The organism is Brachybacterium paraconglomeratum, assembly GCF_003994255.1.
Classification (GTDB): domain Bacteria; phylum Actinomycetota; class Actinomycetes; order Actinomycetales; family Dermabacteraceae; genus Brachybacterium; species Brachybacterium conglomeratum.
This window is the reverse complement of sequence record NZ_ML133852.1, coordinates 330157-341832: the sequence shown is the minus strand read 5'-3', so window position 1 is coordinate 341832 and position 11676 is coordinate 330157. Positions and strand designations below refer to the sequence as shown.

Below are 11676 nucleotides of genomic sequence, written 5' to 3'. Positions count from 1 at the left end.
GGTCAGACGCCCCGCGCTGCCGCGCCGTCGTGCAGCGCCCGAGCCGCCCTGCTCGCCACGTCGGCATCCGCGTCCCCGACGCTGGAGGCCTCGTAGCGCAACTGGTTGCGTGCACGGCGCATCTGATCGAATCGTCGTGCCCCTGACTGCCCTGGGGGCGTGGTCAGCACTGCCCTCAGGAAGCGTCCCAGCGCTTCGTGCTGTCCCGGTCCGTTGGTCGTCCGGTACCCGTAGGCGGCCAGCAGCGCTTCTCCGACGTCATGGGCGGCGTCGTAGGCGAGGTTGTATCGACTCTCCGCCCAGCTGAGGTTGTCGAGGTCCGCGAGACGACGACGGGCCTTCTCCAGGAACAGCTCTGCACGCCGCAGGTCGACGGGCACCTGTTCCAGTCGGCGCGCGGCCACGAGAGCGCGCACTGACTGCTCCTGGTTCGGGTCGAGCGGGGTCAAGGCCATGGCAGCTCTCCGAGGACGGGGACGGTGGGACTGTTCCGCACCCGGGTGTGGAATCCCGAGTCGCGATCGAACTCGCTGCGGGTGGTGATGGTGGGATTGACCGGGCGGTGCACGATCTCCTCGACCCGTCCGCAGGCGTCGTACACCGCATCGGGGTCCGGGGTCCCGATGATCATGAGATCGATGTCGTTCGGAGCAGGACCGTCCACCCGTCGCATCCGTGCGGCGAAGGAGCCGTGGAGGAATGCGCTCTCGATCCCGTGGATCCGGGAGAGCTCGTCCTTCAGCAGCGGAACGGGCCCGGTGGTGATGAGGAGGATCTCCCGCAGGGGGGCGACGAGGGGGCTGTCCGGGTCGGCGCGGAGCAGACGTGTGCGTCCTGCCTGGCGCTCGGTCAGGATCCCCGCCTGGAGAAGTCGGGTGGCTTCCCGATGGACGGAGGGGTACGCCAGTCCGGTCTGCTCGGCGAGCTGGGTGAGACTCCGCTCCTCGTCCTCGAGCATGAGGGCGGACAGCAGACGAGCCTGGCCGTCCGATCGGAAGATGGGGGCGAGCAGCGGCGCTTCGGTTCTCATATAACGGAGGATATCCTCCATTATTTTGACACTCAAGAGATCCCGGACCTCAGTCCCGACCCCCTCTGCCCGTGCTCCTGCCGCTCGTTCCTCGCAGCACGTCGCCTCAGCGGTGCCGTCGGACTGCGCTCCTGCCGCTCGTTCCTCGCAGCACGTCGCCTCAGCGGTGCCGTCGGACTGCGCTCCTGCCGCTCGTTCCTCGCAGCACGTCGCCTCAGTCATAGAGCCCCTCCAGCGTCCACTCCCCTGCCCGGGACAGGGCGAGCACGGCGACCTCCTCGGCGCTCGCTCCGCGCACCACGAGCTGCAGGCGCGCGCCACGCCTGCCGTCCCGCGCCCACCAGCGCTCGTCGAGCACGACGGGGGCGGCATGGGCGAGCACCTGGCAGCCGGAGCCGGCGCGCAGCCCGGCCCGCTGCAGCGCCGGCGCGCCCGGGGCGAGGACGAGCAGGCGGGCCGGCGCGCCGCTCAGCAGACCACGGGCGGTGACCACGACGGGACGGCCCGCGGCGTCCTCGAGCCGCACCGCGGGCGGGTCGCGGAACACGGTCGCGGGCACCGGGCGGGGCAGGGCGCCGGGCCAGGGACCCTCGCGCCGTGCGGGCCTCTCGCTGCGCCAGGGCACCAGGGCGACCTCGTCGGCCAGCAGCCTCCCCCCGACGAGGGCCGGGACCTGCACCGCCTCCTCCCCGGCCAGGCCCTGCGCGCGGGCGAGCGCACGGGAGGCCCGCTGCGCCGCCTCCCCGGCGCTGCCCCACAGCGCGGGCGCGTTCTCCCCCGCCGGGGCCAGCTGCAGAGGATGCAGCCCGATCCGGGTGATCGCCCCGGTCGCAGGACCGCCGAGTCGCGCCCGGGTGATCCATCCGTCGCACTGCCAGCGGATGCGGTCCACGACGTCGGCGACGGTCAGCGCCCCGTCGTGCCGCCAGGTGCGCTCCATCTCCTCGCCGCCCTCGGTGCGGGCCACGATCCGCAGCCTGGTGCACACCAGCCCTCGTTCGACCAGCATCGCGTGCAGCTGCTCGGCCAGCGGACGCGCGATGAAGGCCGCCTGGTCGGTGCGCACCAGCGGGGTCTCCAGCGTCGTCTCGGCCAGCAGCGGCTGGGTGGGATGGTGCGCGGCGGGCGGGGCGGGCTCCTGCCCGCGGGCGAGCAGGTGCAGCGTCGCGACGTCCGGGCCGAAGCGGTCGGCGACCGCGGCCGAGGGCAGTGCGGCGAGATCGCCGAGGGTCGTGATCCCGAGCCGCTGCAGCAGGTCGACCGTCTCGGCGAGGTCGAGGCGTCGTTCGGGGCGGGCGGCCGAGGGCTGACCGCGATGGCCCCAGCCGGGGCCGACGGGGGCGCTGCGCAGGGCCTGGATCGGGTGCGGGGCGAGGTAGTCGGCGCTGCGGCCCTCGTGCACGATCCGGCCCGGCCCGGAGGCGAGCAGTGCGGCGAAGGGACCGTCGGCGATCCCGACGGCGCAGTCCCAGCCGGTGAGGTCGGCGACCGCGTCGAGGATCCGCTCGGCGAGGCGCTCCTCCCCGCCCTGGTGGCGGGCCGGCCCTCGGGCGGACATCAGCAGCACCCCGGGGCGCAGCACGTCCACCCCGGCCGCGATCGTGTCCACCGCGGCGGCGACCAGCTCGAACAGCGCGGTCTCCTGCTCGCGGTCGGCCTCCAGCACGAGCGCCTCGGGACAGGCGGCCCGGGCGGCGCGGCGCGTCATCCCCGGGCGCACCCCGGCCTCGAGGGCGGCGGCGCCGGCATGGGTGACGCGGTGCTGGTCGAGCAGGATCACCGGGACGGCGGCGAGATCGAGCGGGGCCGGCGCGGGGGCGTCCTCCTCCCCTGCGGCGGCCTCGAGGCGTCGCTGGTGGCGGTCCAGCGCGGCCAGCAGCGGCCAGTCCGGGACGGTCACGGCGACGGTGCGGGTCGCCCGGACGGTGGCGGCATCGACAGCAGCGGGGCCGGCCGCGGCGGGGGCGTGGAGGTCGGCGGGGGCGTGCACGCTCATCACCCGGCCCTCCGCACGCTCGGCAGGAGCTGCATCGCCGGACGCCGCTCCGAGACCGCCGCCGGACGGGCCGCAGCCCCCGCCGCCGCACCGGCGGGAACCGCTGCGAGCATCCCGTCCACCTGCGGCAGCAGCACCTCGGCCGACCGGTGACCGGCGATGCCGCGGCCCTCGGCGGTGATCTCGAGACGGCGCCGACGCAGTCGTCCCGAGCCCTGGCCGAGGCCGGACCATCCTCGAGCGGTGGAGCGCAGCGTGAGGTCGGCGCGGCCGGGCGGGGTGGCGGCGAGGACGAGGGTGTCGGCGGTGCGGGCCCGACCCAGCAGGCTGCGCCAGAGCGCCGGGGCGAGGTCCAGGTCGGGGCCGAGCACGAGCACGCCCACCCCGTCGGCAAGGGCGGAGAGCACCTGGGGCCGCTGCTCGCCGTCCGCCGGGGCGAGGGCGAGGCGGCAGGGATCCAGGCCCGCGTCCATCGCGGAGCGCAGCCCCAGATCGGGCATCCCGGCGATCGCGCACCAGGAGTCCTCCCCCGCCGCGGCGACCGCGAGGGACAGCAGCAGCGAGGTGCTCGCGGCGCCCTCGAGCGCCACGGAGCTGCCGGCGCGCAGGCTCCCGCGCGGGAACAGCGTCCGGAGCGGCCCCGGGACCGGCAGGCGGGCGCCGAGCCCGTCGTCCTCGGCCTCGGAGACGGGGCGCGCCGAGGGCTGCAGGGCGGTGCGGTCGATCCGTCCGCCCCAGCGGGCGGCGGAGCGCTCGGCCGCACCGAGTGCGGCCCGGGCCCGGGACAGCCGCTCCTCGCGGTCCTCGATCTGCAGGGCGGTGCCCATCGCGCTCCTCCTTCCGGCCCTCGCCGTTCCTTCGCACACGTGTTCGAGCAGGGGTTCGAACTGTACGCCTCGGCGGGGTGGCGCTCAAGGCGCCCAGGTCGTGATTTCGAACGTGCATACGAAGGTTCGGGGAGGGGTGTGACAGACGAGAGGTATGAGGAAGTCGTCCGCCCGGCTCAGAACGGCGGGGGCGGTGCGGGCGGTGGATCCTTCCGACGCTCGAGCGCGCGTCGTCGACCCTCGCGTGCGGCCTCGTAGCGCGTCCAGGAGTCCATGAGCTCCCTGGTCATGGCCGGGCTCGCGAGGTCGGTGCCGTCGCGGACCATCACGCTCACCCGGTCGTGGATCGACCAGGCGGTCCGTCCCGGCAGCCCGGGCGTGCAGGGCAGGCGGGCGGGGTCGAGCAGGCCGGCCGTCTTCGCCCGGTGGTGCTGCCAGCACAGCAGGTGCAGGTTCTCGAGCTCGGTCAGGCCGCCGCGCTCGGGGTCCTCGTGGCAGTACTCCTCGATGTGGTCGGCCTCGGAGGCCCAGGAGGTGGAGCGGGTGCAGCCCGGCACGGCGCAGGTGCTGCTGCGCAGTCGCAGATGCTCCAGCATCGCCCGGGTCGGGGTGTAGCGCTCGGCCGGCAGGGGCAGGAACGCGCCGGTGCACGGGTCGGTGAGCACCCGGTACCAAGTAGTGCTCTGACCGGCCAGCTCGCGGGCCATCGCGGGAGGGATCGGGATGGTCCCCTCGAGCATGCCGGGCTCCTCGGAGCCGCCGAGCAGGGTCAGGACGGGAACGGTGACGTTGAGGCGGAAGCGGGGCCGCGGGACCGGGATCCCGTCGGTGTCGAGGGCGGCGCCTCCCAGCAGGTCGTACTGGAGCAGGGCGAGGGAGGCGACCTTCCCCGTCTCGGCGGCGGTGCCCCGCGGGTCCAGGGGGATCCTCTCCCCGGTCTCGAAGGCGCGGCGCTGGGCGGCCTGGACCGCGCGGGCGGCGGCATCGAGCCGGCGGGCGAGGTCGAGGATCTCCGGTGCCGGCCCGATCACGCGCAGGCAGCCGATCCCGTCGTCCCGGGTCGGAAGCAGCTCCACACGGCGCCGGCCTTCCGGGGTCATGTGCGCAGGGCTCTCCTGCTGGGACTCCAGCCGGGAGAGGAGGCGGGAGAGGCGCAGCTGGAACTGCTCGGCGGTGAGGCTGACGGGCCAGTGCACGGTGGCAGCGTCCACGTCCTCCATCCGGGCCGCGGTCAGGTGCCGGGTGCGCCGCAGGATCCTCTCGAACCAGGCCGCCGGGAACTCCCCGGTCTCCAGACGTTCCAGGGTGCGGGGCAGCTCGGTGACCGCGCGGTGCGCATCGCGGACGATCCTGGCGGCGACGGCACGGGTGCACCGCAGGGCGAGGGCCGCGGCGAGCAGCTCCGCCTCGGCCTCGTCCTCGTCGGTCCCGTCCTCCGCGGGGTCGAGGAACGACGGGGCGAGGGCCCGGAAGCGCACGGCGAGCCGGCGGCTCTCCTCGAGCGAGGCCTCGTGCACCGCGCGCAGGCGCGACGGCAGGACGGGGTGTGCGGGCGTCGCGGACCGTCGGCCGGGGACGGCGGAGCCCGCGTCCTCGATGCCTCGAGGCCGCGCGTGCTCCGGCGCGTCCTGCTCGAACTCGCCCATCTCCCCCACCTCCTCGCGGCTCTCCCGCCGTCCGGGTCGTCGGCTCACTGCCTGGTCGTGCACTCCTCTCGACCCTAGGGAGAGCGCCCCTGCGGCGACAGAGGCACCCGGTTCCTGTGGACCCGGAGCCGTTGTGGAGGAACGATCGACGCCGTCGACGACATGGGTCGGCGCTCCAGGCGCCGTCGACCGTGCCGGTCCCGATGCCGTCGGACGTCCCCTCCTCCCCCGCCGCTCCTCTGCGATCATGAGACGGACCGCACATCGAGGGAGAGGACTGGGATGCGAGCGCTGGTGCTGCACGAGAAGAGCCGGATGTCGATCGAGGAGGTCGAGGCGCCCGGCGCTCCCGGCCCCGGCCAGGTGAGGATCGCGATGCACACCGTCGGCATCTGCGCCTCCGACGTGCACTACTGGACCGACGGGAAGATCGGCCCGTTCGTGGTCGAGGCGCCGATGATCCTCGGCCACGAGGGCGCCGGCACCGTCCTCGAGGTCGGCGAGGGCGTCACGGATCTCGCCGTCGGCGACCGTGTGGTCATGGAGCCGGGCGTGCCGGACCCCACCTCCCGCGCGGTCAAGGAGGGCAACTACAACGTCGACCCGGGCGTCGAGTTCTGGGCGACCCCGCCCGTGCACGGCTGCCTGGCCGACGAGGTGCTCCACCCCGCCGCCTACACCTACAAGCTCCCGGAGTCGATGAGCTTCGCCGAGGGCGCGCTGATCGAGCCCTTCGCGGTCGGCATGTTCGCCGCGACCAAGGCGGAGATCTCCCCCGGAGACGTCGCCGCCGTGGTCGGCGCCGGCACGATCGGGATCATGACCGCGCTCGCCGCGCTCGCCGGCGGTGCCAGCACCGTCTTCATCTCCGACGTCCTGCCGGAGAAGCTCGCGCTGCTCGACGGGATCGACGGCATCGTCACCGTCGACGCGACCCAGCAGGACCTCGGCGAGACGGTGCGCGACGCGACCGGCGGCTGGGGCCCGCAGGTCGTCTTCGAGGCGACCGGCGCCGCGCCCGCGTACAAGGCCCTGTGGTCGCTGCCCGCGCCGGGCGGGCGGATCGTCCTGGTGGGCATGCCGGTGGATCCGGTGCCCTTCGACATCGCCACCGCCCAGAGCCGCGGCGTCTCGCTCGAGACGGTGTTCCGCTACGCGAACGTGCACCAGAAGGCGATCGACCTCGCTGCGAGCGAGGCCGTGGACCTCTCCCCCTTCGTCTCGGAGACCTTCGCCTTCGACGACTCGGTCGCCGCCTTCGAGCGGTTCCTCGAGGGGCGGCCGACGGACGTGAAGATCCAGATCACGCTGTGAGTCCGTCGGCAGGATCGGCGTCGAAGCTGCGAGGTCCGCAGGAGACGGCGCTGCTGCTGCCGGTTCCCGGCGCCGAGCGAGCTGTCGCAGAACATCGGCGACGGCTCGACAGTGCGGCGGCCGATGGGATCCCCGCGCACCTCACCGTGCTCCATCCCTTTGTGCCCCTGGAGGCCCTGCGCGCACGGGACCACGATCGACTGGAAGCACTGTTTGCCGATGAACCTCCTATCTCGTATGCGGGTAGACGGACCGGGTGGTTCGGGGGACAGGTTCTCTACATCGCGCTCGACGACGCCTCCCCGGTCCGGAGACTCACCGAGCAGGTCGTCGCCGCCTTCCCCGACCACCCTCCCTACGGCGGCGCGATCCCGCTCGAAGACGTCATGCCCCATCTGACGATCGGACATGACCGCCCTCTGTCCGAGCTCCTGGCGGCCGAGCACGCGGTCGCGGCGCATCTGCCCGTCGAGGACCGCCTCGATCATGTGGAGCTCTGGAGCGGTCCCGCGCTCGCGGGACGCACGTCGCCGAAGCCGTGGCGGCACGTCCGCTCCTACCGACTCGGAACGCGATGACCCCTCGAGACCCTCTGCAAGACGGCGTCGTGGCCCGCACCGACCGCGAGACGGTGCCGCCGCGGGTCGACTACGAGCTCACCGAGCTCGGTCATGCCCTCGCTCCGGTCGTGGAGGCGATGAACCGATGGGGCGCCGACTACGCGGCAGCTCTCCCGCCCCGTGGATGACCGAGGGACAGCAGCAGTCACGAGGGGTGCCCTGGCAGTTCCTCCCGGCGAGGACGGCGGCGGCATAGCGTGCCGGGAGCTCGACCTCCGAACGATGAAGGATCTCCATGCCCTCTGATGCCCCGCAGCGCCCCCTCGCCTCCCGCCTGCTCGTGCCGTCGGCGGCGCTGCTGTGGGGGCTGCACTCCTCGCTGCTGAGCCCCGCGCTCGCGCTGATCCTCGCCACGCTCTACGACGCCTCCACCGCGGACATCGGCTGGTCGCTGGCGATCTACAACGCCGGCGGCTTCATCGCCTCGATCGTGCTGCCCGCCTGGGCGGACCGGCGCCGCACCTACCTGCCGATGCTGATGGCCGCCGCGGTGCTGACGATCGCGCTGGCCGCAGCGCTCGCCGCGGTGAGCACGCTGCCGCTCGCGACGGTGGCGCTGGTGGTCCTCGGCGGCCCGGCGGGGCTCGGCACCACGATGCTCTTCGCCCATCTGCGGGACGTCGGCGCGGCCACCTCCACGATCGTCGACACCCGCGCGATCATCTCCGCGGCGTGGATGGGCGGGCCGCCGCTCGCGACCGCGATCATCGGCTGGGCCGGGGCACGCGGGATCCTGCTGGCACTGGTGGTGATCGCGGTGGTGAACATCGTGATGACCGCGGTGATGATGCGGCAGCACCGTTCCGCAGCTGCGGAGGCGCCCGAGCCGGCCCGCTCCCCGCACGCGCTGCCGCCCGGCAGCGGGCTCGCGACCGTAGTGATCATCGGCGCGTTCGTGCTGTTCCAGGCCACGAATGCGACGGCGATGACGTTCATGGCGCTGTACGTCACCGAGACGGTGGGCCTCAGCGTCATGTGGGCGGGGATCGTGCTCGGCGTCGCCGCCGCGCTCGAGGTGCCGGCGCTGATGATCATCGGGCGGCTCGGCGACCGCATCTCGCACCTGACCCTGGTCGCGGTCGGCGCCGTGCTCTCGGCCGTCTACTACGCCGGGCTGATGCTGGTCACCGAGCCGGTGCTGCTGCTCGTGCTGCAGATCCCGAACGCTCTCGGCTTTGCCGCGATCTCCGGGATCGGACTGACCCTCTTCCAGGACCTGATCCCGGGGGCGGGGATGTCCACGGGACTGTTCATGAACGCGAGGCGCGTCGGCGCGATCCTGTCCGGGCCGATCATCGCCGCCGGGGCGCTGCCGCTGCTGGGACAGCGCGGCATCTTCGCGATCTGCGCGGTGCTGACCGTGATCGGGCTCGTCATGATCCCGCTGGCGAAGCGCCTCGCGGCCCGGCCAGCGGAGACGGCGCGAGCCTGAGCCACGTGAGCCGGAACGGCTGATTCAGGAGCACGATCGCCACGCGTCCGGTCCCTGGTCGGCGGGCCTTGGTCGGTCCTCGGCACTGCCGTCAGCCGGCTGCGGCGGTGCGCCCGTCGGCGGACGTGCGGGCCCAGTCGGCCGACTCCTGCGCGAGGCTGCCCAGCAGCCGCAGTCGCTCCTCGCTCGGTGAGCCGGGCGCGGCGGTGTACCCGAACATGAACCAGTCGGGATGGGCGGGGAAGTCCATCGCCTCGTAGCCGAGCTCGAGGTCTCCCACCTCCGGGTGGTGGATGCGCTTGAGGCCGGTGCGGTGGTGGCGCACGTCGTGCGCGGCCCAGCGCACACGGAAGTCGTCGCTGCGGGTGGCGAGCTCGCCGATGAGGTCGCTGAGCCGCTTGTCGCGCGGGGACTGGCCCGCATACGTGCGCAGCGTCGCGACGATGCCGGTGGCGTTGTCCTCCCAGTCCGGGAAGAAGCTCTGCGACGCGGGGCTGAAGAAGACGAAGCGGGCCGTGTTCCCGCGGGCGGCGGGGTCCTCCAGCACCGGGGCGTACAGCGCGCGGCCGACGGGATTCGTCGCCACCACGTCCATGCGCCGGTCCCGCACCCACACCGGCACGGAGACCGCGTCGACGAAGCGCTGCAGGGTGTCCGGGAAGGGCTGTTCGGCGTGACGGGGCCGCCGCCGGGCCGGCGGCCCCGCGGCCTCGGCGAGGTCGTGGAGGTGGTCGGTCTCCGCCTCGTCCAGCAGCAGGGTGCGAGCGAGCGCGTCCAGCACCTCCGTGGAGACGCCGCGCAGGTCGCCGCGCTCGATCCGGGCGTAGTACTCGACGCTGATCCCCGTGGCCGCGGCGACCTCCTCGCGGCGCAGCCCGGGAACGCGTCGACGCGTGCCGCCGAGGATCCCCGCCTGGGAGGGCGTGATCCGGTCCCGACGCGTGCGCAGGAAGTCGCTCACCTCTGCTCGATGGTCCATGGTCACACCGTATTCCTCCCCGCTCACGCCTCCGGGATCTCGCGGCCGAAGGTCTCCAGCGTGATCGCATCGGGGTCGGGGCCGCCGCGCTCGCCGGTCTCCAGCGCGTCGATCCGGGCGACCTCCTCGTCGGAGAGCGCGACGCGGAACACGTCGAGGCTCTCGGCGATCCGCTCGGGGCGCACGGACTTCGGGATGACCGAGCGGCCCTGCTGGAGGCCCCAGCGCAGCATGACCTGCGCCGGCGTGAGGCCGTGCGCGGCGGCGATCTCGCCGATCACCGGGTCGGTCAGGGTGGAGCGCTCCACGTCGCCTCGGTAGTGGGTGATCCCGCCGATCGGGGACCAGGCCTGGGTGAGGATGCCGTGGCGGGCGTTCGCCTCCTGCACGTCGCGCTGCGCGAAGTAGGGGTGGGACTCGACCTGGTTCACAGCGGGGGTCACGCCGGTCGCCTCGAGCAGGCGCTCGAGCACATCCGGCATGACGTTGCTGATGCCGATGGCGCGCACGCGCCCGTCGGCCAGCAGCGTCTCCAGCGCCTTGTAGGCGCCGATCGTCTTCTCGAACTCGCTGGTCAGCGGCTGGTGCAGCAGGAGCAGGTCGATCTGGTCGACGCCGAGCTTCGCGGCGGACTTCTCGAAGCCGTGCAGCGCCTGGTCGTAGCCGTAGTCGGTGATCCACAGCTTCGTCTCGAGGAACACCTCGGAGCGGTCCACGCCCGAGGCGCGCAGCCCCTCCCCCACCTCCCGCTCGTTGCCGTAGGAGGCGGCGGTGTCGATGTGGCGGTAGCCGATGCGCAGGGCCTCGGCGACCGCGGCGGAGGTCTCCTCCGGCGGGGTCTGGAACACGCCGAGGCCGAGGGCCGGCATCGTCACGCCGTTGTTCAGGGTGAAGGAGGGATTCGGTGCGGTGAGATCGATCGTCATGCCGACCACGCTAGGAGCGGTGACGCGCCGGTGGGAGGAACTGCTGGTTCCCCCTTCGCGACCGGGGGGGGCTCATCCCAGCGAGAGCATCGCCCGACGCTGCCAGAACACCACGGCGCTGGCCGCGGCGACGTTGAGGGAGTCCACTCCCCCGGCCATCGGGATCACCACGTGCTCGTCGACCGCGCGGAGCGTCGCGGGCTTCAGGCCGTGGCCCTCCGCGCCGAGCACGAGGGCGACCTTCCGCTTCGGGCCGAGGTCCACTCCGTCCAGCGGCGCCGCCCCGTCGGTCAGCGCCAGGGCGAGCACGTCGAAGCCGGCCTCGTGCAGGCCGTCGATGCCCGCGGCGGGCCAGGAGGTCAGCCGGGTCCACGGCACCTGGAAGACGGTGCCCATCGAGACACGGATCGAGCGGCGGTACAGCGGGTCCGCGCACTGCGGGGTCACCAGCACCGCATCCACGCCCAGCGCCGCGGCGGAGCGGAACATCGCCCCGACGTTCGTGTGGTCGACGATGTCCTCGAGCACGGCGACGGTCCGCGCGCCCTCCAGCAGCTGGGCGACGCCGGGCAGCTCGGGGCGCTGCATGGCCGCGAGCGCGCCGCGGTGGAGGTGGAAGCCGGTGAGCTGCTCGAGCAGCGCCTCCTCCCCCACGAACACGGGCACCTCGGGGAAGCGCTCGTACAGCGGCGCGAACTTCTGAAGCCACTTCTCGCTCATCAGGAACGAGCGCGGGGCCATCCCCGCGTCCATCGCCCGGGAGATGACCTCGAAGCTCTCGGCCATGAACAGGCCCCGCTCCACCTCGACGCGGGAGCGTAGCTTCACGTCCGTCATGCGCAGGTAGTCGTCGAGCGCCGGGTCCCCGAGCTCGGTGATCCGGCGCAGCTGCGCCTCGCTCATGCG

12 protein-coding genes are annotated in these 11676 nt (G+C 73.3%); 4 read left to right on the top strand and 8 right to left on the bottom strand.

Annotation, left to right across the window (positions count from 1 at the left end; genetic code table 11):
• Positions 1-2 precede the first annotated feature (2 nt).
• From DS079_RS05690 to DS079_RS17035, 5 genes are all read right to left on the bottom strand, one after another.
• The gene (locus DS079_RS05690) at positions 3-455 is read right to left on the bottom strand and encodes a hypothetical protein (protein WP_126985597.1); all 453 of its coding nucleotides are present in this window, start codon (positions 453-455) and stop codon (positions 3-5) included.
• A complete protein-coding gene (locus DS079_RS05685; RefSeq protein ID WP_126985595.1) occupies positions 446-1030 on the bottom strand; it encodes a winged helix-turn-helix domain-containing protein in 585 nt (194 codons plus the stop codon). Before DS079_RS05685 ends, DS079_RS05690 begins: the two co-directional genes overlap by 10 nt.
• Positions 1031-1244: 214 nt before the next feature.
• Complete coding sequence (locus tag DS079_RS05680; RefSeq protein WP_126985593.1) at positions 1245-3026, bottom strand: Y-family DNA polymerase; 1782 nt, start codon at positions 3024-3026, stop codon at positions 1245-1247.
• On the bottom strand, positions 3026-3853 hold the full coding sequence (locus tag DS079_RS05675) for a hypothetical protein (RefSeq protein ID WP_126985591.1): 828 nt from the start codon (positions 3851-3853) through the stop codon (positions 3026-3028). The genes DS079_RS05680 and DS079_RS05675 overlap by 1 nt, the downstream gene beginning before the upstream one ends.
• Positions 3854-4029: 176 nt before the next feature.
• A complete protein-coding gene (locus tag DS079_RS17035) occupies positions 4030-5547 on the bottom strand; it encodes an HNH endonuclease signature motif containing protein (RefSeq protein ID WP_164736120.1) in 1518 nt (505 codons plus the stop codon).
• Between the two features lie 234 nt (positions 5548-5781).
• Between DS079_RS17035 and DS079_RS05665 the strand changes: the two genes are divergently transcribed.
• The 4 genes from DS079_RS05665 to DS079_RS05650 all read left to right on the top strand — a co-directional run bounded on the left by DS079_RS05665 (position 5782) and on the right by DS079_RS05650 (position 8865).
• Positions 5782-6813 carry an NAD(P)-dependent alcohol dehydrogenase gene (locus DS079_RS05665; RefSeq protein WP_126985589.1) on the top strand — a complete coding sequence of 344 codons (1032 nt, stop codon included), beginning with the start codon at positions 5782-5784 and terminating at the stop codon, positions 6811-6813.
• Positions 6810-7391, top strand: a complete 582-nt coding sequence (locus tag DS079_RS05660) for a 2'-5' RNA ligase family protein (RefSeq protein WP_126985587.1) — start codon at positions 6810-6812, stop codon at positions 7389-7391. Before DS079_RS05665 ends, DS079_RS05660 begins: the two co-directional genes overlap by 4 nt.
• A 29-nt stretch (positions 7392-7420) precedes the next feature.
• The gene (locus DS079_RS05655; RefSeq protein ID WP_206516138.1) at positions 7421-7561 is read left to right on the top strand and encodes a winged helix-turn-helix transcriptional regulator; all 141 of its coding nucleotides are present in this window, start codon (positions 7421-7423) and stop codon (positions 7559-7561) included.
• Positions 7562-7668: 107 nt separating this feature from the next.
• On the top strand, positions 7669-8865 hold the full coding sequence (locus DS079_RS05650; RefSeq protein ID WP_126985583.1) for an MFS transporter: 1197 nt from the start codon (positions 7669-7671) through the stop codon (positions 8863-8865).
• A 91-nt stretch (positions 8866-8956) separates the two neighbouring features.
• On the opposite strand, the gene DS079_RS05645 is transcribed toward DS079_RS05650, so the two are convergent.
• The 3 genes from DS079_RS05645 to DS079_RS05635 all read right to left on the bottom strand — a co-directional run bounded on the left by DS079_RS05645 (position 8957) and on the right by DS079_RS05635 (position 11673).
• A complete protein-coding gene (locus DS079_RS05645) occupies positions 8957-9844 on the bottom strand; it encodes a helix-turn-helix domain-containing protein (protein ID WP_126985581.1) in 888 nt (295 codons plus the stop codon).
• A gap of 23 nt (positions 9845-9867) precedes the next feature.
• Complete coding sequence (locus tag DS079_RS05640; RefSeq protein WP_126985579.1) at positions 9868-10770, bottom strand: aldo/keto reductase; 903 nt, start codon at positions 10768-10770, stop codon at positions 9868-9870.
• Positions 10771-10842: 72 nt separating this feature from the next.
• On the bottom strand, positions 10843-11673 hold the full coding sequence (locus DS079_RS05635) for a TrmH family RNA methyltransferase (RefSeq protein ID WP_126985577.1): 831 nt from the start codon (positions 11671-11673) through the stop codon (positions 10843-10845).
• Positions 11674-11676 lie beyond the last annotated feature (3 nt).